This is a genomic window from Acinetobacter sp. TSRC1-2 (assembly GCF_049895885.1).
Taxonomy (GTDB): domain Bacteria; phylum Pseudomonadota; class Gammaproteobacteria; order Pseudomonadales; family Moraxellaceae; genus Acinetobacter.
In genome coordinates this window covers 108,335-130,280 of record NZ_JAFCTF010000013.1, presented here as the reverse complement: position 1 = coordinate 130,280, position 21,946 = coordinate 108,335, and the positions used below count along the sequence as shown (strand labels likewise).

18 protein-coding genes and 4 tRNA genes are annotated in these 21,946 nt (G+C 42.0%); 5 read left to right on the top strand and 17 right to left on the bottom strand.

Going from position 1 to position 21,946, the window contains the following annotated elements; genetic code table 11:
• Positions 1-647: 647 nt before the first annotated feature.
• From ACP69Y_RS13650 to secA, 8 genes are all read right to left on the bottom strand, one after another.
• Positions 648-724 (bottom strand) — tRNA-Pro (locus ACP69Y_RS13650).
• Positions 725-727: 3 nt separating this feature from the next.
• Positions 728-803: transfer RNA gene (locus tag ACP69Y_RS13645), tRNA-His, on the bottom strand.
• A gap of 43 nt (positions 804-846) precedes the next feature.
• A tRNA-Arg gene (locus tag ACP69Y_RS13640) sits at positions 847-923 on the bottom strand.
• 45 nt (positions 924-968) lie between these two features.
• Positions 969-1,045: transfer RNA gene (locus ACP69Y_RS13635), tRNA-Pro, on the bottom strand.
• A gap of 150 nt (positions 1,046-1,195) precedes the next feature.
• Positions 1,196-2,263, bottom strand: a complete 1,068-nt coding sequence (nadA, locus tag ACP69Y_RS13630; RefSeq protein WP_425918911.1) for a quinolinate synthase NadA — start codon at positions 2,261-2,263, stop codon at positions 1,196-1,198.
• Between the two features lie 147 nt (positions 2,264-2,410).
• Complete coding sequence (argJ, locus tag ACP69Y_RS13625) at positions 2,411-3,631, bottom strand: bifunctional glutamate N-acetyltransferase/amino-acid acetyltransferase ArgJ (protein ID WP_425918910.1); 1,221 nt, start codon at positions 3,629-3,631, stop codon at positions 2,411-2,413.
• Between the two features lie 157 nt (positions 3,632-3,788).
• Positions 3,789-4,148: a hypothetical protein gene (locus tag ACP69Y_RS13620; RefSeq protein WP_425918909.1), complete on the bottom strand. Its 360-nt coding sequence runs from the start codon at positions 4,146-4,148 to the stop codon at positions 3,789-3,791.
• A gap of 183 nt (positions 4,149-4,331) precedes the next feature.
• Complete coding sequence (secA, locus tag ACP69Y_RS13615) at positions 4,332-7,052, bottom strand: preprotein translocase subunit SecA (RefSeq protein ID WP_425918908.1); 2,721 nt, start codon at positions 7,050-7,052, stop codon at positions 4,332-4,334.
• 339 nt (positions 7,053-7,391) lie between these two features.
• Here secA and ACP69Y_RS13610 point away from each other — a divergent pair, with 339 nt between their 5' ends.
• The 3 genes from ACP69Y_RS13610 (at position 7,392) to ACP69Y_RS13600 (ending at position 9,813) form a co-directional block, all read left to right on the top strand.
• Positions 7,392-8,027, top strand: coding sequence for a peroxiredoxin (locus tag ACP69Y_RS13610; protein WP_425918906.1), 636 nt, complete (start codon positions 7,392-7,394; stop codon positions 8,025-8,027).
• 392 nt (positions 8,028-8,419) lie between these two features.
• A complete protein-coding gene (locus tag ACP69Y_RS13605) occupies positions 8,420-9,235 on the top strand; it encodes an MBL fold metallo-hydrolase (protein ID WP_425918905.1) in 816 nt (271 codons plus the stop codon).
• The gene (locus ACP69Y_RS13600; RefSeq protein WP_425918917.1) at positions 9,235-9,813 is read left to right on the top strand and encodes a dual specificity protein phosphatase family protein; all 579 of its coding nucleotides are present in this window, start codon (positions 9,235-9,237) and stop codon (positions 9,811-9,813) included. Before ACP69Y_RS13605 ends, ACP69Y_RS13600 begins: the two co-directional genes overlap by 1 nt.
• A gap of 19 nt (positions 9,814-9,832) precedes the next feature.
• Here ACP69Y_RS13600 and ACP69Y_RS13595 read toward each other — a convergent pair whose 3' ends face one another.
• From ACP69Y_RS13595 to trpA, 4 genes are read right to left on the bottom strand one after another with little or no spacing between them, the layout of a single operon-like run.
• Positions 9,833-10,873, bottom strand: a complete 1,041-nt coding sequence (locus ACP69Y_RS13595) for an SPOR domain-containing protein (protein WP_425918904.1) — start codon at positions 10,871-10,873, stop codon at positions 9,833-9,835.
• A complete protein-coding gene (gene folC, locus ACP69Y_RS13590; RefSeq protein WP_425918903.1) occupies positions 10,864-12,147 on the bottom strand; it encodes a bifunctional tetrahydrofolate synthase/dihydrofolate synthase in 1,284 nt (427 codons plus the stop codon). The genes ACP69Y_RS13595 and folC overlap by 10 nt, the downstream gene beginning before the upstream one ends.
• The gene (gene accD / locus ACP69Y_RS13585) at positions 12,144-13,040 is read right to left on the bottom strand and encodes an acetyl-CoA carboxylase, carboxyltransferase subunit beta (RefSeq protein WP_425918902.1); all 897 of its coding nucleotides are present in this window, start codon (positions 13,038-13,040) and stop codon (positions 12,144-12,146) included. The genes folC and accD overlap by 4 nt, the downstream gene beginning before the upstream one ends.
• The gene (trpA, locus tag ACP69Y_RS13580; protein ID WP_424621992.1) at positions 13,037-13,840 is read right to left on the bottom strand and encodes a tryptophan synthase subunit alpha; all 804 of its coding nucleotides are present in this window, start codon (positions 13,838-13,840) and stop codon (positions 13,037-13,039) included. Before trpA ends, accD begins: the two co-directional genes overlap by 4 nt.
• 364 nt (positions 13,841-14,204) lie before the next feature.
• Here trpA and ACP69Y_RS13575 point away from each other — a divergent pair, with 364 nt between their 5' ends.
• On the top strand, positions 14,205-15,536 hold the full coding sequence (locus ACP69Y_RS13575) for a Na+/H+ antiporter NhaC family protein (protein ID WP_425918901.1): 1,332 nt from the start codon (positions 14,205-14,207) through the stop codon (positions 15,534-15,536).
• A 56-nt stretch (positions 15,537-15,592) separates the two neighbouring features.
• On the opposite strand, the gene ACP69Y_RS13570 is transcribed toward ACP69Y_RS13575, so the two are convergent.
• Positions 15,593-16,630 (bottom strand): AraC family transcriptional regulator ligand-binding domain-containing protein, encoded by a 1,038-nt coding sequence (locus tag ACP69Y_RS13570; protein WP_425918899.1) that lies wholly within the window; start codon positions 16,628-16,630, stop codon positions 15,593-15,595.
• Between the two features lie 135 nt (positions 16,631-16,765).
• Here ACP69Y_RS13570 and ACP69Y_RS13565 point away from each other — a divergent pair, with 135 nt between their 5' ends.
• On the top strand, positions 16,766-17,644 hold the full coding sequence (locus tag ACP69Y_RS13565) for a metal-dependent hydrolase (protein WP_425918898.1): 879 nt from the start codon (positions 16,766-16,768) through the stop codon (positions 17,642-17,644).
• A 75-nt stretch (positions 17,645-17,719) separates the two neighbouring features.
• On the opposite strand, the gene ACP69Y_RS13560 is transcribed toward ACP69Y_RS13565, so the two are convergent.
• The 4 genes from ACP69Y_RS13560 to ACP69Y_RS13545 all read right to left on the bottom strand — a co-directional run bounded on the left by ACP69Y_RS13560 (position 17,720) and on the right by ACP69Y_RS13545 (position 21,797).
• Positions 17,720-18,712 carry a DUF2804 domain-containing protein gene (locus ACP69Y_RS13560; protein WP_425918897.1) on the bottom strand — a complete coding sequence of 331 codons (993 nt, stop codon included), beginning with the start codon at positions 18,710-18,712 and terminating at the stop codon, positions 17,720-17,722.
• Between the two features lie 173 nt (positions 18,713-18,885).
• Positions 18,886-19,404: a DUF1543 domain-containing protein gene (locus ACP69Y_RS13555; RefSeq protein WP_425918896.1), complete on the bottom strand. Its 519-nt coding sequence runs from the start codon at positions 19,402-19,404 to the stop codon at positions 18,886-18,888.
• Positions 19,405-19,927: 523 nt separating this feature from the next.
• A complete protein-coding gene (gene trpB / locus ACP69Y_RS13550; RefSeq protein ID WP_425918895.1) occupies positions 19,928-21,172 on the bottom strand; it encodes a tryptophan synthase subunit beta in 1,245 nt (414 codons plus the stop codon).
• Positions 21,153-21,797: a phosphoribosylanthranilate isomerase gene (locus ACP69Y_RS13545; RefSeq protein WP_425918894.1), complete on the bottom strand. Its 645-nt coding sequence runs from the start codon at positions 21,795-21,797 to the stop codon at positions 21,153-21,155. The genes trpB and ACP69Y_RS13545 overlap by 20 nt, the downstream gene beginning before the upstream one ends.
• Positions 21,798-21,946: the final 149 nt, after the last annotated feature.

Below are 21,946 nucleotides of genomic sequence, written 5' to 3'. Positions count from 1 at the left end.
CCCCTTTTCCGCATTATTTTAGAAATAACACTTCGACTGTTTATTTATTCCGCAAAATAAGAAGGTTTTTTATTTTTACGCTTCAATTTACAAAGTTTTTCAGTTTAAAACCTATAAACAAGTCAAATACAATACCTATCCAGACCATTTTGATCACTTCCATTCTCCTTTTTTATATCCTATGTTCTCGTCAAGCCCTTAAATAGCTTTCCTATCTAAATACCAACAAGTGGAATATACAAACAAAGAAGATTCACTAGATTTAAAACGAAATCACTTTCAACTAAATCAACATAAGAGATTATTTTTCATTTATCGTTTCTATTTTATTAAAACAACTCATTAATCTCTTCAACTAGCTCAGCCATCCACCTTCAACAGGTTTGTATTGCTTTATTGGTAGCAATTAAATTGCTTCTAATATTGAACTGCGCTTATTAAAGAGATTACTCAAACCATGTTGAATGTTGAATGTTGAATGTTGAATGTTGAATGTTGAATGTTGAATGTTGAATGTTGAATGTTGAATGTTGAATGTTGAATGTTGAATGTTGAATGTTGAATGTTGAATGTTGAATGTTATTATTAAATTTCAGGCATAAAAAAACCGCATTTAAGCGGATTATTTATATCATCTTTTAAAAAGATGGTCGGAGCAGTAGGATTCGAACCTACGACCCCCTGGTCCCAAACCAGGTGCGCTACCAAGCTGCGCCATGCTCCGAATTGGGGTGAATGATGGGGCTCGAACCCACGACAACCGGAATCACAATCCGGGGCTCTACCAACTGAGCTACATCCACCGTTACAACATTTTCAGATTCTAAAATATCAAGCAACCATAAATGGTGCGCCTGACAGGATTCGAACCTGTGACCATCCGCTTAGAAGGCGGATGCTCTATCCTACTGAGCTACAGGCGCATGACCTATGATATCAAATACCATGAAACCTTCGCCTTGAAGAATTGGTCGGAGCAGTAGGATTCGAACCTACGACCCCCTGGTCCCAAACCAGGTGCGCTACCAAGCTGCGCCATGCTCCGATTCATCTTAGCTTCATACTGCACTTCATGCGGTACGGTGTGCATTCTAGGCGTGACGCTTAGCAACGTCAACACCTAGAGTCAAAAAAAATCAAAAAAACGCTTCGAATGTATATTTATCAAGCACTTTAGACATTTTATATACAAATATCAGCGTTTTAAATTGGCACTGAAATTCAACATGCGATCGAGAGGTAATTTAGCTCGTTCCGCAAGGGCTGGATCAACGTGTATTTCTTGATCACCCTTTTGTAAAACCGCTAAAATTCCATCCAATTCATTCATTGCCATCCATGGACAATGTGCACAAGAACGGCACGTTGCGCCCTCACCTGCTGTTGGCGCTTCAATCAGAATCTTGTCTGGTACGGCTTGTTGCATTTTATAGAAAATGCCACGGTCGGTTGCCACAATTAAACGCTCATTGGGCAGGGTTTGTGCAGCTTTAATCAGTTGCGAGGTACTTCCTACGGCATCCGCGATATCAACCACAGATTCTGGTGACTCTGGATGCACTAATACCGCTGCATCTGGATACAATGCTTTCATGTTGGCAATACCACGTGCACGAAATTCTTCATGCACAATGCAAGCACCATCCCAAAGCAACATCTCTGCACCCGTTTTCTTCTGGATGTAACGACCGAGATGCTGATCTGGTGCCCAAATAATCTTTTCACCCAAACTATCTAGATGTTCAATAATTTCAACTGCACAACTTGATGTCACCACCCAATCAGCGCGGGCTTTGACTGCCGCAGAAGTATTGGCATACACCACAACGGTATGATCAGGATGAGCATCACAGAACGCAGTGAACTCATCTACCGGACAACCGAGGTCCAAAGAACAGGTGGCTTCCAAAGTTGGCATAAGCACAGTTTTTTCAGGGGAAAGGATTTTTGCGGTTTCTCCCATGAATTTCACACCCGCCACCACCAAGGTTGACGCTGCATGGTCACGACCAAAACGGGCCATTTCTAATGAATCTGAAACACAACCGCCCGATAGTTCAGCGAGCTCTTGAACTTCGGGATCGCAATAATAATGAGCGACAAGGACAGCATCGCGTTTTTTGAGTTCTGCTAGAATTTGCGCAAACTTTTCCTGTTTGACTTCATCACTCAAATGAATATCTTTAGGCTCACCTAAACGATCTAAATGCGCCTGTACAATTGATTTAGCCTCATTGGCAATTAAATTGGTCGCATTATTCATAAACGTCTTCTCTATCCTTAGTGCTTGTAGACTACAAGCCGCACACTCAATTCACTGATCAGAATGGCATCATGCTTTTTTGACCAGTCATTAAAAACTTTCCATTATAAAAAAGCCTCACTACGGAGGCTTTTCATTCAACTTAACTTAAGAACGGTAATCTGCATTAATCTTGACATAGTCATAAGACAGATCGCAAGTATAGACCGTGTCTTTTGCCTGACCTCGTCCCAAATCAACACGAATGGTCATTTCAGCTTGAGACATCACGCGTGCGCCAGCTTCCTCCGTATAGTCTGCTGCCGCACCACCATCTTTGCAGATTTGTACATCATCTAACCAAACCTGGATTTTTTCAACATCTAAATTTTTTACCCCTGCATAACCGATGGCTGCAAGGATACGTCCCCAGTTTGGATCGGATGCAAAAATTGCAGTTTTCACCAAGGGTGAATGGGCAATGCTATAAGCAATATCGCAACATTCTTGGGTATCAGCACCGCCTTCTACTGCAACTGTAATAAATTTGGTTGCCCCCTCGCCATCGCGAACAATCAGTTGTGCCAGACGTTTCATCACTCGTGTTAAAACATCAAGAACCGCAGCATAACGTGGATCATCAGTTGAGGTGATTTTTGCACCGCCTGCTTGACCTGTGGCCACAAAAATACAGGAATCATTGGTTGAGGTATCGCCATCGACCGTAATACGATTGAAAGAAACATTCACTGTTGTTTTTAATAGTTGCTGTACCAATTCACGGCTGATCGGTGCATCTGTTGCGACATAACTCAACATGGTCGCCATATTTGGACGAATCATGCCTGCACCTTTAGAAATACCGGTCATGGTATATATGACACCATCTAGCTCGAATTGTTCAGATGCACCTTTAGGCAAAGTGTCTGTGGTCATAATGCCGGTCGCTGCATCTAACCAGGCATCATCGCGTAACGAGTCCAGTGCCGGTTTCAAACCTGAAATTAAACGTTCAAGTGGAAGCTGCTCACCAATCACACCAGTTGAAAAAGGTAAAATTTCACTCGCAGATACACCAGCAAGTTCAGCTAATTTCACACAAGTTGCTTCAGCATTCGCCATCCCAATTTTGCCGGTACCTGCATTGGCGTTACCGGTATTAATGACTAAATAACGTGGATTACCCACTTGAAGATGCGCTTTACATACATGCACGGGCGCAGCACAAAATGCATTTTGGGTAAATACACCGGCTACATTGGAACCTTCAGCAAATTCAAAAATGACCAGGTCGCGTCGGTTCGGATAGCGCACATACGCTTCAGCTGAACCAATTTTTACACCTTTAACCACATGCATCTGTGGCATTGTTACATCGCCGACCGCCATTTTTAAACTTCCAGATAAGTTCGTGATAAAAAGACAGCTTAGTAGAAATTGACTAAAAAATCGAGCAGAACACTTTGTTTGATTTATTTTTTATTTAGTTGATATTTCCAGGCATAAAAAAACCAGTCCGCAGACTGGTTTAAATCACGACATCGGTTTAATTAGAAGCCAACTGGCTAGCTTCTGACAATAATGCTTGTTTGGCTTTTTCTTGACTTGCTGTAGATAAAGCAGGATTAGACGCCACAATACGATTCGCATTAGCTGCATTGGCTGCAGTCACTGCTGCAGTTTTCAATACTACCGGGCGTTGATTCGGATTAGCAAAAGTATAACGAATACCAGTGCGTGGGCTTGCAACTGTAATGTTACCGTCTTGAGCAACTGCTGGAGCTGTGGTTGCGCCACGAGCAGCTTGAACTTTGTCTACAGTTGTGGTTTGAGCTGCATTATTTGCAAAAGTCAAAGCAGGAATAGCTAAAGCTGCAATCATCAATGGTTGTAATACTTTTTTCATTGTCTTTTCCGCTTTTCAGTGTTCGATATGCAACTAAATAACACTTAATTTAGTTCTCTGCAAACGTATTCACATCTTGAAAAACTAAATACTCTATTTAAAAGGAATTAAAAAAGCCACTTTAAAAAGCACCTCTCAACAAACAAGAGGAATATTTAAAGTGGCTTAGCAGTCTGGGTAAAATTAAATTTTACCGTGACATTGTTTGTATTTTAGACCAGAACCACATGGACATGGTGCATTACGGTTTGCAGGTGGAATAATGATTTGTTCGTCGACTGGAGTATATTGTGCATCGCTATCCTCAGTCAGATCACCCGTTAGACCATCCACTTCCGCATGAGAAAGATTCAACTGCATCGCTTCAGCTTGAGCTTGTTGCTGTGCTTCCATTTCAGCCAGTTCTTCAGCTGTAGGTACATGAACGCGTGAAAGATCAGTAATTACATCCGACTTAATCACCGCCAGCATATTTACGAATAGGTTAAATGCTTCTTTCTTGTATTCTTGCTCTGGGTTCTTTTGCGCATAACCACGCAAGTGAATGCCTTGACGCAAGTAATCCATCGCCGCCAAATGCTCTTTCCAATGACGGTCCAAAGCACTGAGCATAAAGTGACGTTCTAGCATTGCTGCAGATTCATCACCCATTTGTTCACGGCGATCACGATAGCGAGTCACGATTTCATCAGAAATACGTTCCACCAAGGCTTCTTCATCTAAACGGCGATCTTCTTCCAACCATTGATTAACCGGTAAATCAATTCCCAGATCATCACTTAATGCACGTTCTAAACCATCAATATCCCATTGATCATGAATGGATTCAGGTGGAATATAATTCGCAATCACACCTTTAATCACTTCGTGATGCATTTCTTCGATGTATTCTTGTAAGGTACTTTCAGTCAGAACTTCATCACGCTGAGAATAAATGATCTTACGTTGTTCGTTATTGACGTCATCATATTTCAACAAGTTCTTACGAATGTCGAAGTTACGAGCTTCTACTTTACGTTGTGCATTTTCGATCGAACGTGACACCATCTTGTGTTCAATCGCTTCATCTTCTTGTAAGCCCATCGCACGCATCATGCCGACAACACGGTCACCCGCAAAAATCCGCATCAAATCATCTTCAAGCGACAAGTAGAAACGTGAAACACCCGGGTCACCTTGACGACCGGCACGGCCACGTAACTGGTTGTCGATACGACGCGATTCGTGACGTTCTGAACCAATAATATGCAAGCCGCCAGAACTTAATACCATTTCATGGTTTTGTTCCCATTCGGCTTTTAAGCGTGCTTCATCTTCAGCGGTATGGTTTTCAATTTTCGCAAGTTTGGCTTTCCAGTTACCACCGAGCAAAATATCGGTACCACGACCGGCCATATTGGTGGCAATAGTCACCGCATTTGGTGAACCGGCTTGCGCAATAATGTCCGCTTCGCGTTCATGTTGCTTGGCATTCAACACTTCATGGGTAATACCGGCTTCTTTCAATTTATCAGAGAGAATTTCTGAAGCTTCAATGGTTGCTGTACCAATCAGGATCGGTGCAACGCCTGCTTCATGAATATTTTGAATTTCTTGAATAATCGCGTTGTATTTACCATTACGGTTTAAATAAATTAAATCATTTTGGTCATTACGAATCATTGGACGGTGCGTTGGAATCAGCACCACATCTAGACCATAAATTTCTTTCATTTCCGCCGCTTCAGTATCAGCAGTACCTGTCATACCTGAAAGCTTTTTGTATAAACGGAAATAGTTCTGGAAAGTCGTGGTTGCAAGGGTTTGGTTTTCCGGTTGAATTTCCAGACCTTCTTTTGCTTCAACTGCCTGGTGCAAACCTTCTGACCAGCGACGACCCGGCATGGTACGACCGGTGTTTTCATCCACAATAATCACTTCACCATCATTGATGATGTACTGAACGTTACGTTGATAAAGATAATGCGCACGAATGGCAGCTGAAACATGATGAACCAAGTTCAAGTTAGCCGATGAATACAAGCTCTCGCCTTCTGCAAGCAAGCCCATACGAATCAGTTCATCTTCTACTGTTTCATAACCGATTTCTGTCATTTCGACAGAGCGTTGTTTTTCATCAATCCAGAAGTGCCCACCATCGGCTACTTTTTCTTCTTTTTGCGGGGTCAGTTTTGGTGGAATGCTATTGATTGCAGCATACAATTGTGAAGAGTCATCGCTTTGACCAGAAATGATCAATGGTGTACGTGCTTCATCAATCAGGATCGAATCGACCTCATCGATAATGGCATAAGTTAAGCCACGCTGTTTTTTCTCAGCCAGTGAGAACACCATGTTGTCACGAAGATAGTCAAAACCGAATTCGTTGTTGGTACCGTAAGTAATATCGGCACGATAGGCTTCTGCTTTTTCGGTCGGATTTTGCATTGAGTAAATAATACCAATGCTTAAACCCAAGAATTCGAATAAGGGACGGTTTAATTCGGCATCACGTTGTGCCAAATAATCGTTCACGGTAATGACATGCACACCCTGGCCACTAATGGCATTGAGATAACATGCCAAGGTACCCATCAGGGTTTTACCTTCACCGGTACGCATTTCTGCAATTTTACCTTCGTGAAGCGTAATACCACCAATCAACTGTACATCGTAATGGCGCATCCCCATGATTCGTTTTGCCGCCTCACGACAAACCGCAAATGCTTCAGGCAATAATTTATCAAGGCCATCGCCTTTGTTATATCGTTGTTTGAATTCTTCAGTTTTTGCAGATAAGTCTGCATCGCTTAGTGCAGATATCGTCGGCTCGAGCGCATTAATCTTATCTACGATTTTACGCATGCGTTTGAGTTCGCGCTCATTTTTGGTACCGAAGATGCCTCCGATCAGACTTGCCAACATGAATAGACTCTCTAAATCTTGCTTGTCGAATGAATAAATTTTTTCTCAGTCGTTATTATGGTGCTAGAAATTTGAAGTACAAGGGTTTTGCACAAAACCGATAAAAAAATTCTGATCATTCGTTCTAGCACATGACCGCTAAGGAAAATTAATGTAACAAATTTTAAACAGCCAATATAGTCATAAAATCCGTCATTTATCCAGATTTTACCAATCAAACCACTCACGTATATTCCATTTACTCATAAAGAAATACAAAAAGGCTATTTTCCTTGGAAAAAAAATTGCGCCATATTAGATCTCATCAAAGTTTATAACAAAGAATATGAGGCTATAAAAATGACATTACGTTTAGGCGATACTGCACCGAATTTTCAGCAGGATTCAAGTGAAGGCACAATTAATTTCTATGATTATCTGGGAGATAGTTGGGGGATTTTATTTTCCCATCCTGCGGACTATACCCCGGTATGCACCACTGAACTTGGCTATACCGCAAAACTGAAAGATGAATTTGATAAACGTGGTGTAAAAGCCATCGCCCTATCAGTTGATGATGTCGAATCACATAAAGGTTGGATTAACGACATTAATGACACTCAAAATACTACGGTCAATTTCCCGATCATTGCCGATAAAGATCGTAAAGTTTCCACTCTTTATGATTTCATTCACCCCAATGCCAGTGAAACCTTAACAGTTCGTTCTTTGGTCATTATTGATCCAAACAAAAAGGTACGCTTAATTATTACTTATCCTGCATCTACTGGGCGTAACTTCAATGAAATTTTACGTGTCGTAGACTCATTACAACTGACGGACAAGCATAAAGTTGCTACGCCTGCCAACTGGCAACAAGGTGAAGATGTGGTGATTGTGCCTTCTCTTCAAGATGCAGACGAAATCAAACAACGTTTCCCTAAAGGCTATACAGCGGTTAAACCTTATTTGCGTTTAACACCCCATCCTGAGTGAGGATCAGCGGAGCACTGCTCTGCCCGAGCGCAAGACGAACAGCGATGCTGTGAGTAAAAGAATAAAATGCTACTTTAATTTTGTCGCAAGACAAGCGAAAAGCGTAGTTTCAAAATTGGAGCACGGTTCCACCCTGAGGAATATATTCTGCAAAAAGATCAGAAGCTATGCTTCGAGTGCGAGGAAATAATCAAGCGATACTTGCTTCAACCCTCAGATGAACCACAATGCTGCTCATCAGGACTAGAATAACGAGCCAGATCCTGACCCTGCAAATGCCTGTCTTATGACAGGCTTTTTTATTCCGCTAAAGAGTTGAATTACAAAATCAAGTTGGTATTTATTTCATAGGCGGTTTATAAATACGCCTAATCATCTTAAGAATAAATATTGTGATTTATAATATTCATCATTTGCACTGCGGCACGATGTGTCCTGTTTGCGGCCCTCTGTTTGGGCAAAAAGGCCTACATGCCGAAGTGGTTTGTCATTGTCTACTGCTTGAAACCGATCAAGGTTTGGTACTGATCGATACCGGTTTAGGCGTACAAGATTATCTGCATACCAAAGCCCGCTTGGGTAACTTGGTTTCACGACTGGGTCGCATCGAAAACAATTTAGAGCTGACTGCGATTGCACAAATCCAGCGCTTAGGTTTTAGCCCTCAAGATGTTCGACATATATTAGTTTCACATCTGGATTTTGACCATGCCGGGGGGATTTCAGACTTCCCACATGCCACTGTACATGTGCTCTCCAGTGAATATAATGCAACGCAAAACTTATTCTCACTGAAAAATAAGGCACGCTATAAAACTCAACAATTCAAACAGCATCGTTACTGGAACTTCATCGAACACGAACAAGGTGAGGCTTGGTTTAATTTGTATCAAGTGCAAGGCTTCCATTTATTTCAAGATGAAATTTTATTGATTCCGCTCTTGGGTCATAGCAAGGGGCATTGCGGGATTGCCATTAAGCAAAAAGAGGGTTGGCTGTTCTTCTGTGGCGATGCTTACTACTCACATCTACAGCTTGACCCTAAAAATAAACTTCGGACTTTGGATAAATTGGAACGTGTATTTGCCGAAAATAATCAAATACGTTTAGGCAATTTACATAAAATTCAACAACTCGCACACACGACAAAAAATATTGAAATCATTTGTGCTCATGATCCTATTGAATTGGCGCGTTATCTTGCATGATGAGAAGAACAGTGGTTGCGATTTTACTGAGTAGCTCAAGTTTGGCGGGATGTATGACTTCGCCCACACTTTCACCGGAACAGCGTCCTCAACACTGGGGAACAGTACTTAATCCAACAGATAATTTTTATCAAATTAGCGAGCATGTGTTTCGTAGTGAACAACCCACGGCTGACCTGATTCCGCAATTAAAAGCACATCACATTAATGTGGTGATTAATTTAAGATCCAGAAATGCTGATCTGGATGTATTGGCATCTTCCGATTTTAAACTGGTTCATTTACCCATTCATACCTGGGCCATTTCACGTGAAGATTTATTGCAAGTCATGCGACAGATTCAGCAAGCCAAAGCACTCAATCAAAAGGTAATGATTCATTGTTATCACGGTTCAGACCGTACCGGTGCGAGCATTGCCATGTACCGAATCATTTTTGAAAACTGGAAAATTGAGGATGCACTGAGTGAAATGAAGTATGGTGGCTATGGCTTTCATCCTGTTTGGATGCATATCGAAAAAATATTCAGCCCTGAAAATGTAAAATGGATTCAACAGCAACTGTCGAATCCATCTTAATTTTTAGCTTAGGCTCGATTTAGCGCCTGTCTAAAGGCACCCATTCAATCACCCATGCAGACTTCATTCCCAAGCTTGCATCATTGTTGATTTTCTTGCGTGCAGCATCTGCAGCATCTCGGTCTTTAGAGGGTCCAACCATAATGCGAACACCTTTCGAGGTTGGACTTTTGGTGACTTTGTAGCCCTTGGCTCGTAACTTAGATGCAACGGCATCTGCATTGGCTTCATTTGCAGCCAATGCCACTTGTACCATCCATTGTTTATCGCCATTTTCCAACAGATCACGTGCTTTTTCAGCCTCTGCCTTTTTCTTGGCATCCGCCTCACGTTTTTCTTCTGCTTTTTTCTTTTCTGCTAGCGCTTTCTGTTCAGCCCCGGCTTTCTTCTCTGCTTCCTGCTTTTCAGCTGCCTTACGTTTTACTTCAGCATCCTGTTTGGCTTTCTCATCAGCTGCTTTTTTCTCTGCCGCTTTCTTTTCAGCCGCTTTGATATCTGCTAATTTTTTATCCGCTTCGACTTTACGGTGATCTTCAAGTGCTTTTTTATCAGCATCAGTTCTCTGTTGTTGAGCTTTCTGCTGATCTAACTTTTTTTGCGCAACTACCTTTTCTTCAGCTAAACGCTTTTGTTTAACCTTTTCATCCTCAACCAGTTCAGGAGGAATATTGTCTGAACTCTGCTGTGCACCAGTACGGTGGGCATTTAAAGCCGCATATTCTTCTGCTGCTTTACGTGCAGCATCTGCTTCAGCCTGTTGCTGCATCACTAAAAATTCAGCGGCACGTGCTTCTTGTTCTGCAACCGCTTTTTCACGCGCACGACGTTGCTCTTCAAGCAAACGCTTTTCTGTTTCAACATCGACTGTTAAAGCCTGTAGCTGAACCATTTCACCTTCTGTAGCAGGCTTTTGCTGCGTGACTTGAGCTGCAAGCTCAGGGGTTTTCAGTTCGTTTTGATATATTTCTTCTTTGCCTTTCAGGAGCAATGCTGCCAATAAAACACCACCACCTAATAAAACAACGCCACCCATCCAGCGTTGTTTGCTATTCATTGACATTCTTCCAAATACTCCCATACCGCTTCTAAGGTATGAAATGAACCACATACCAAGATCAGCTGATTATTTTTAGTTTCATTCAGCGCTGATTTAAAAGCCAATTGAACACTTTCGAAATGCTGTACTGTTTCACCCTGTAGCGCTTCATCGAGCTGTTCGATTGCTGCTGCTCGCGGAACCGCTAATGGGGCAATTTTCCATGTTAAAACAGTATCTTTCAACAACTCTGCGACAGAATTGATGTCTTTATCTGCCAACATGGAAAAAACACTGATCACTTCTGTGTACTGTTTATTGTATTCCAGGAATTTTCGCAACTGATTTAACAAAAAATCTACGCCATGCGGATTATGGCCGGCATCAAAAATTACCGTTTTGCCCTGAATCTGGCGAATTTCAAAGCGACCTGGCAATTTTGCATTTTGAATGCCTTGTGCAATGGCATCTTGAGTCACTTTTAGGCCACTGATCAAAATCGCTGCAACTGCTGTGGAAATATTTTCTAACGCCAAAGAACCTGTCGGTAATTTTAAAGTCGTACCTGAAGAAGCAAACATCCAGGCTTGACTATCATCCATATATTGGTAGAAATAATCACGATTGACTGCGAATAATTGTGCCCCACATTCAGCAACTTTATTTTGGATAGCGTGTGGAAGTGGTGGCGCGCCAGCAAAAATTACAGGAATATTCGGGCGAATAATTCCGGCTTTTTCAAAAGCAATTTTTTCAATCGTGTCGCCCAGCCAATCGGTATGATCTAAGCCAATATTGGTAATCACTGCGACATCTGGCTCAATCACATTGACCACATCTAAGCGGCCACCAAGTCCAACTTCAAGTACCCAGACATCACATTGCTTGGTTTTAAAAATAACAAAGGCTGCAAGCGTAGTTGCTTCAAAGAAAGAAAGGGTTAAATCACAATCACGACGGGCTTTATCCACTTGCACAAACGCATCTACCAAAGTCTGGTCATCCACTTCAATGCCCGACAATTTTACCCGCTCGTTAAAACGGTAAATATGCGGTGATTGATATAATCCCACTTGATCACCTTGCGCATTTAAAATGGCAGCTAAAGTGGTGGTGGTTGAACCTTTACCATTGGTTCCCGCTACGGTTATAACTTTTGCCTGCGGCCGTGTCACACCCAACTTTTCAGCCACTGGAATGACGCGTTCCAGACCTAAATCAATCCCCGTAACGTGAACATGGCTCCAATAATCGAGCCATGTGTTTAAAGAGTCTGTTGCAAGTGGTGCTGTGTTCAAGGCAAATTCATCAGTTTCGCGACAATACGATAGACTGTATCACGTAATGCGTGACGATGAACAATTTGATCGATTACACCATGATCAAGCAAATATTCTGCACGTTGGAACGGTTCTTCCAGTTTTTCACGTACAGTTTGCTCAATTACACGTTTACCCGCAAAACCAATCATGGCTTTAGGTTCAGCGATATGCACATCACCCAACATTGCAAGTGAAGCGGTTACACCACCATAAACTGGATGAGTTAATACCACTAAATACGGTAAACCTGCATCTTTCATGCGTTGAATGGCTGCTGAAGTACGTGCCATTTGCATAAGCGACAACATGCCTTCTTGCATACGCGCACCACCAGATGCAGCGAAGCAGATTAAAGGTTGTTTCTCTTTAATTGCACGTTCAGCCGCTTGCACAAAACGGTCACCAACCACAGTACCCATTGAACCGCCCATAAAGTCGAATTCAAATGCACATGCGATTAAAGGGATGCCTTTCAGTAAACCTTGCATAACCACTAAGGCTTCAGTTTCACCGGTTTTCTTTTGCGCTTCAGACATACGGTCTGGATATGCCTTGCTGTCGACAAATTTAAGTGGGTCTTTGGCCACAAATTCCTGACCCAGTTCATTTTGAACCTGATCGAAGAACCAGTTTAAGCGATCGCGTGCTTTCATACGCAAATGTTCGTCGCATTGTGGACAAACATAAGCGTTAAATGACATGGCGGTACGAGTAACCAGTGCGTGACATTCAGGGCACTCAATGGTTGGCTCTGTAAAAGTTGCCTTGAGTGCTGTTTGCTCATCGGGGGTGTGAATACCCGGAACATGACGTTCCGTCCACGGCGTCGCTGGGCTTAGAATTTTGCCTATTTTCACTTCTTGATTCATACTAACTCATCGAGCGCGGCTCGAAGCTCCTTGACTTTATTAACCGTTTCAAAAACAGCTTGTTCTGGCGCTAAGTTGGCAAATTGTTTAACAAAAGCACTGCCGACAATTACTGCATCAGCCGCTACACCCATGGCTTTCGCAGAGGCAGCATCACTAATACCAAAACCGACACCTACAGGAACGTCAGTCACAGCTTTAATTTTCTGGATACGGGCTGCAGCTTCAGATACATCTAAAGTTGCTGCACCGGTTACCCCTTTCAAGGACACATAGTAGATAAAGCCACTGGCTTGTTTCGCCACATGCTGAATACGTTGATCAGTAGAGGTAGGCGCAAGCAAGAAAATTTGATCCATGTCGAATTTTTTCAACACATCATCTAAATCTTTTGCTTCTTCTGGTGGCAAATCCACCAGCAGTACACCATCTACACCACATTCATTCGCAACTGAAACAAACTTTTCATAACCAATCACTTCGACCGGGTTTAAATACCCCATCAAAACCACTGGTGTTTCTGTATCTTTCTGACGGAACTCTTTGACCATGTTCAAAGCGTCTAGGGTATTGGTCCCGCCTGCCAAGGCACGTTCTGCTGCAAGGGCAATCACCGGACCATCTGCCATAGGGTCTGAAAATGGAAGACCAAGTTCAATCACATCTACCCCTGCCTCAACCATTTGATGTAACAATGGAACAGTTACTTCTGGATGAGGGTCACCAGCCATTACATAAGAAACCAGCGCTTTACGCTGCTGAGATTTAAGCTGTCCAAAACGAGTGGCTAAACGTGACATAAGGCTATGCTTTCCTTGAATTATTAAAAAACTGAGGAGTTGGCTTTGTAGAAATACAAGACAACGCATTGTAACGCTATTTTTTACCCATTGAACAGAGTCCAAACATTTCGCGATACATTAGACTGACAATCTCATTTTTTCAGAACAATCCGAGAACACCATTTACTGATATTTACGATTTTTTCTCAATGATCAAAGATGCCTAATTTTGCTATTTAAAAAAATATCCAACGTTAAGATAAACTTATTTTTATTAGTAAAAAATTGATAAAAATAATTGAGTTAGCTTTTACGTTTAATGTTTTATCTAATAGCAAAACCTGCTCTATACTACGCACGATTTTTCTTTTTCCTATTTTATATGACTCCCGACTCCCAAGGTGAGGTGCACGCTCGCGCGCTGGCACTGCTCCCTCTTATTATATTTTTAGCCATTTTTTTAGGCAGTGGTCTCTATCATTCCATCATTGGTACCGAGTTTGCTTTTTATCAGGTTAAAGCACCGGTGGCGGCTCTGCCGGCCATTATTCTTGCCGTGCTGATTTACCGTGGAAAATTAAATACCGCCATTGATGAATTTTTAAAAGGTGCCAGTCATCCCAATTTAATTCTGATGTTTATGGTGTTTATGCTGGCTGGAGCATTCGCCAGTACCACAAGTGCGATTGGCAGTGTTGATGCGACGGTGCAACTGGGGCTTTCGATTATCCCACCGTCCTTTGTACTTCCGATGCTGTTTATTATTTCGGCATTTATTGCAACAGCGATGGGGACTTCCATGGGTACCATTGCTGCCTGTGCCCCGATTGCTTTTGGTTTTTCCCAAGTTACCAATATTGAAGCAGTCTATGCCATCGGTGCAGTGGTGGGGGGTGCCATGTTTGGCGACAACTTATCCATGATTTCAGACACCACCATTGCCGCAACCAGCAGTCAAAAAGTTCAGCTACGCGATAAATTCAAAGTCAATGTCTGGATTGCGGTTCCTGCCGCTGTGCTGGCTATTCTGATTTATGCATTTGTTAGCCATGATTCACGAACCATTGCATACAAAACTTATGACCTGTGGCTGATTTTGCCTTATGTGGCGGTATTCTTTTTGGCATTCTCACGTTTACATGTACTGGCAGTTCTGACTATTGGTATTCTGCTTTCAGGCTTGACTGGCATTATGGTCAGCCCTGATTTTGGCGTATTAAAGTTAAATACTGCGATCTACGATGGTTTTATTGGCATGTTTGAGGTTGCGCTTCTTTCGATGTTCCTAGGCGGTCTGTCTGCCATTATGCAAAAAGAAGGGGGACTGCAATGGCTTATCCAACGTATTTACAGCATTACCCGTTTATTTAAAGTTGGACGCCAGCGTGCCGGTGAACTGGGGGTGAGTTTTCTGGTGGTATTCGCCAATCTGTTCGTTGCCAACAATACCGTTGCGATTATTTTGTCTGGCGACATGGCACGTGAAGTGGCTAAAAAATACGGCGTAGAACCAAAACGCGCCGCCGCATTACTGGATATTTTTTCCTGCGTGATTCAGGGCGTGATTCCCTACGGTGCGCAATTACTACTGGCCTGCTCTATTGCGAAAATGTCACCTATCGAGTTGATTGGGAATATTTACTATTGCTGGGTATTGGCAATCGTGGCGATATTGGCAATTGCATTTCGTTTCCCTCGATTCAAACCTGCTTAAATCCATTTTATTCAAACCCATTTACATTTCAAAAGCGGCCTAAGTGGGTCGCTTTTTTATGACTCAGCTGATGCTTTCAACTGTTGCTTTCTGTGTAACAAGGTTTGGCCGCTATAGGCTTTATAGGCCCGTGCCAAGGCAGACTGATCCGAATAGCCCAATTGCAGAGCAATATTGGTCAATTGTATGTCCTGCTGTAACAATTGTTCACAGCGTTTCATTCGCTCAATTTCAACAATCTTTTTAAAAGATGAATTCAGGTCATTCAGTTGCCGCTGCAGTGTCCGTGCAGATACATGCAATTCATTCGCAATCTGCTCAATTTTGGGCACACTATTTTGCACGCGTAAATATTCAGCCACCCTCATATGGATGTGCTGATTTAAACTTTCATAACTGGGCTTGGAAGCAATTGCTTCTTCTGCCTGGCGCAGTAAAAGTTGCATTAAAGAAGGATCAGCCAGTTCAGATTTCAAATCCAAACTCTCGGAACTAATCACAAAAGAATATTGGGCATGACCAAAGCTAACTTCACAGCCAAAAAACTTTTCATAATGATAGCGTGCCATTTGCGGTGCATGCGCAAACTGCATACTCAGCAATTGCAACGATGCGGGGAAAATTTGCTTGGCCAAATGTGCCATACATGCTGAAGTCAGCTCATTGATCATTGCATATCGTGCATCATGTAGCGGCCAAGAGAGATAAATCTCTTTATCCTGATGCAGCATTTGTATAGGAATGACTTCTGCGCCATCAATCACCAAGCGACTAAAGCGAATAATATTTTGCAAAGCTTCGGCCACGCTATTACTACGTGAGGCCATATAACCCAACACACCAAAATGTTCAGGACGAATCAATCGTGCCATTTCCAGAACCAATTGCGGGCAATGTACCTGTTGACGGGTGAGTTCCACCACATCGAAAAAAAATGAATAGGTCGATTGAGAATCTATTGGCAAGGACAAGACATAACGCAATTGCGCCTGATGCGGTTCAAGAAATGGCAAGGCAAAAATATCCCTCCCTTGTTGCAGCAAGTACATATTCAGCAGCTGAAAATAACCATTAGGAATCTGCAGTTCTTGCACAATCTATCCTTATTTTTTTGACATTTTAAATTCTCATTCTGTCGTAAAATGTATAAAAACTGGCAAGAACTGTCAAAACAAAATTGCAAAAGCCCGACATACTGCAATGATCCAAGGCGATTGAAGTAAAACAATATGAATGCCATTGCCCAATATCAAGTCGAACCTGTCGTTCGCAGTAATCTTGATTTTAAACTGAATGAAGTGCCGCATTTTTGGTTTGGGGGTGATCCGTTTATCACCCGGATGTTTGATGCCCTAAGCCTGACCTTTCCCGATGGTGAGCGTTACTTTATTCAGTCGGTGCGCCTATTCCGTGATCAAATTACCGATCCGGATTTAAAGCTTCGTGTCGCTGATTTCATTCGTCAAGAGGCGCAGCATGGCATCGCGCATGACAAAATGAACCAGGTCATGAAAGAGCAAGGCATGCCGGTCGATCAATTTATTCAGCGTTTAAATAAAATTTTTAAATTCGAACTGGAAAAACGCTCACCTCAATACAATATTGCCATGACGGCGGCAGCTGAGCATTTAACTGCGCTGATGGCAGAAACTTTCTATGGTTATAAAGACACCCTGCGAGATGCCCATCCTTATGTTCGTGCCCTGCTGGCATGGCATGCGATTGAGGAAATGGAACATCGAGATGTGGCATTTGATGTCATGAAACAGGTGGGTAATGTGTCAGAGTCTACGCGCAAATTTACATTGGCATGGACAACCGCATTAATGTTCGGCTTTACCATTTACCGCGCGAATGTGATGTTAAAATATGATGGTTTTACGCCTTTGCAACGTCTGCAAATGAACATTCGCGGCCTACCTTGGTTTTTTGGTAAAAACGGTAAGCTCACCAAAATGAGCAAGCAATATCGTGACTGGTTTAACAAAGACTTTCACCCTAGCCAACACCCTGTAATTGCCCAATATGATGTGTGGGTAAAAACTTTAGAAGAAACAGGTGATCCAATCCAAGCTGGAGAGGCTTTTTGGCAGGCAGCTAAAGACTAGACATCATAGTGATATTCAGACTGACCAAGTCCAGATCCATCTGAACTTGGTTTTATTATTTCTGCTCGGTATGTATTACCACTTGGCATAATGCTGTTCTAACAAACCATATTCGTTTAACAAAACAATTTCCCGATCATCTTGCTGAATGGTTCCGCTAATTTTGGCTTGCCATTGACTGAACTGACTGCCGACCAATCTTAAATTCAGATTTTCATAACGTCGCCAGCCCGTTTTTACATCCAAATGAAGTTTTTCATCCAATGAGCGAATGGTCCAATGATCATCACCTTGATGCTGAAATAAAATATCGCTTAATGGATATAAAACCCCATTAATCCACAAGCAGTTTTCGTTGCCAAAACTTTCATTCACGCCTGAAGCCAAATTCAAACCTATCCGATTATTATGCGAATCCCAAAAATTACAGGATAACCAGAACCAAGCTGTTTCTGGACGTAAAAAACCACAGGTATCGTCAAGTGAAGCAAAGGTTTTTTCATGAAACTGTATGGTTTGACCCTGTTTATTAATAAAGAAACCTTCACAACCCAAAGTCGTGAGCTTCTGGGTATAGGTCCAACCATTAATTCCCGTCGGGCTACACATACTGAGTGGATCTGTACCGGCACAGAAAATTCGCGCACTCAGCTTAATTTCACCATGTTTAGTTACATGGATATAACGCACGCCGTTGGCATGCTGAATATCAATTTGAAAAGGTGATTTTGAGAAAAAACTCTGGTTATAAAGTGGTTGCTCATCAACAGTGGTATGGCGTGACAAAAAATTAATTGCGTTCCATTCTAAAACTTCAGCACGCTGATGATCATAAATATAGAAAAAACCATGCCCTGCCCATGCAATATCTGCGATTGCCAGACCAATGGTGTAATGTTCATGTTGAATGCAGCAAAATTTAAATTTTTTATATTTTAATCGCTTGCGCCAACCTGTTAAAACCTTTCCATAAGGCGTTTTATACTGGTATTTATTTAAATCGATGGTCTTGGGGAGAGTACTAAAACGTCCATAATGCGGTTGTCCATTTGATTGAATCAAATCCATTTATCAAATTCCATCTAGCTAAGAGATCACAAATCCTTAATCTTATTATGCCCATATAAATCTAACTTAAAAGTATCAAAAAGCATCTTTTCATCGAAAATATACAAAAAAGTATATTATTCCAGGATGTTTGATATTTAATAAATATAATTTATTAATCAAAGAGATATAAATCAGTTTCCAGATAGCAGCAAATAAGTATTTTCCCAGTTATTTTCGCTAAATTCACCTTCCACCAATTGCACATAACGACCATGTACTTGATCGATCGCAATACAATCATCTACCTCTAACACACGGTCGGTATGCTGTTTTTGCCAATGTTGTGCAAAGTAAGCTTTACCACGTTGTTTTGCCAGCATGGCATTTTGTGCCACCACTAAAATATAGCGATGTAATTCACCAAATTCACGTGCATCATAGCCACCCAGATTAATTAAAAACAGCTTTTGTTCAGATGAATTTGGCCCTGCATTGCTAAAGTGAATTTGATATTGGATCCCTTCAGATTCCACGCCATTAATTTGCGCCCAAGCATCGATATGTAAGCCTTTTTGTTCCCCAAACCATGCATTTTTCAGTTGTGGGTAAACTTCTTCAAGAGAATCACCGATTGCCAGTACGACATCATGAACCTCTGTATTGGCGCGTGCATGACGACCACCGAGCATGACAATAAAAAGACTGGGCATGGTTTTGCTCCTTAGAACTCGGGAAAATGAAAAGCTTTTAATAACTTAAAACTTGTAATCACAATATGATACGCGTTGGCGACAGGGATGTCGTCCGTTGAGCAGCATTACATGGATGTAATGTCTGCTCAACAAAATGGTTTTGTTACTTTTGCCGAAACAAAAGTAAATATAAGTTCCACATCTTGAAGCCTAAACTTAGTGTTTATCAGTTGTCGATCATTAAAGTTCTTTATCTATATATCAAAATCACACATGCACTCATTTTTTCTTTTTACATCACTTTTCATTCATAAGTGGTTCTTTACTTTTGAAAGATCAAAAGTAACAAAAATCTTTTGTAAGGCTGAAGGTATATCCCTATACCTCAGCCTTACGGCGACATCCATGTCGCCTCACCCTTATTCGTGTTTTAGATAAACTTCTATTTCAATAAAAAAAATCGTGCTGAGCTTTCACCCAACACGATTCTTCAAATAACCTCTCCCAAACCCTCTCCTACAAGGAGAGGGTTTCACGGAAGTTACATCTCAACCATTTCTACGCCATCAATACGTGCAACGGTCATCAAGTCCTTATCACCACGACCCGAAACAGTTGCAATAATAATTTGATCTTTAGACATCATTGGCGCAAGTTTAGTGACATAAGCCATTGCATGTGCACTTTCAAGCGCAGGAATAATCCCTTCAATCTGGGTTAAATCACGGAAACCTTGTAAGGCTTCTTGGTCATTGATAGGCACATAATTCACACGGTGCATATCTTTCAAGAAACTGTGTTCAGGCCCCACACCCGGATAATCCAGACCGGCAGAGATCGAATGCGTTTCAATGATCTGACCTTGATCATCCGACATCAAGTAAGTACGGTTACCATGCAATACACCCACATGACCGGCATTGAGGGGTGCAGAATGTTTACCGGTTTCAATACCGTAACCTGCAGCTTCAACACCGTACATTTTCACGTCTTGATCGTTCAAGAACGGATAGAACAAGCCCATCGCATTTGACCCACCACCGACACATGCAACCAATGCATCTGGTAAACGGCCGGCCTGTTCCTGAATTTGACGACGTGCTTCACGACCAATAATCGACTGGAAATCACGAACCAATTGCGGATAAGGATGTGGACCCGCAACCGTACCAATCACGTAATAAGTGGAATCGACATTGGTGACCCAGTCACGCATCGCCTCATTCATGGCATCTTTCAATGTTTTTGAACCGCTTTGCACCGGTACAACCGTTGCACCCAATAAACGCATACGGTATACATTCATGGCTTGACGTTTAACGTCGTCTGCTCCCATGAACACCACACATTCAAGTCCTAAACGCGCAGCAATAGTAGCTGTTGCCACACCATGCTGACCTGCGCCAGTTTCCGCAATAATACGTTTTTTACCTGAAAGTTTGGCAAGTAGTGCTTGACCAATAGTGTTATTAATTTTGTGCGAACCGGTATGATTCAGGTCTTCACGTTTTAGGTAAATTTGCGCACCACCTAACTCTTTTGACCATCGTTCAGCATGATAAAGTGGACTAGGACGACCTACGTAGTAGGCTAAATCACGGTCGAATTCTGCCAAAAACTGTGCATCATTTTTCATGCGGAAATAGAGCTTTTCTAAATCCTCTAATGCTGCCATTAGCGTTTCTGACACAAAACGTCCGCCATGGATACCGAAATGCCCACGCTCATCGGGGAATTGGGTATAGTCAGTCACCTGATCTTTCTGATTAACAGTTTGCTGATCCACGTTGGACTCCTTGCATAAAGTGTTCAATGAGTTGTTGGTCTTTTATACCTTTAGCGGACTCTACGCCTCCGCTGACATCTACTGCATAAGCACCAGTCGTCTTTATAGCCTCTTCAATATTTTCAGGTTTTAAACCACCTGCCAAAATTAAAGGAATATCGAGTTTCGGGAACTGCGACCAGTCAAACTGGTGCCCTGTTCCACCTTTAAGCTCAGGATGCCAAGCATCCAATAATACTGCGCTTGCACCTGCTTTTTGGTAGCTTTTTATAGTATTTATGACATCTAGCTCAGGTTTAACCTGAATGGCTTTATACCAACGGCGTTTAGTTTTCTGTGCAATTTGCTGGCATTGCTCTGCAGTTTCATCACCATGAAACTGCAACATATCCAAAGGGACAGCCTGAATAACCTGAGCAATCTCGTCGGCTGTCGCATTTACGAATAAACCCACAATTTGCACATAAGCAGGGATATGCTTTGCCAATTCTTGAGCTTGTGGAATGGTTACACTTCTTGGGCTGGGCGCATAGAATACAAATCCGATCGCATCAGCCCCTGCATTCACAGCAGAATGAATATCTTCTATTCGTGTGATTCCGCAAATTTTGGCACGGGTTCGCATACAATTCGCTCTAATTATTTAATCTAAACTTTGCCCATACATAGTTAGTCTATGAATATTGGGGCAAATCATTGTAATGCAATTTTGCTAAGTTGCGTGCAAATTCAACAGGCTTTCCATATAAACCTTATAAAACAAAAAGCCCTTAT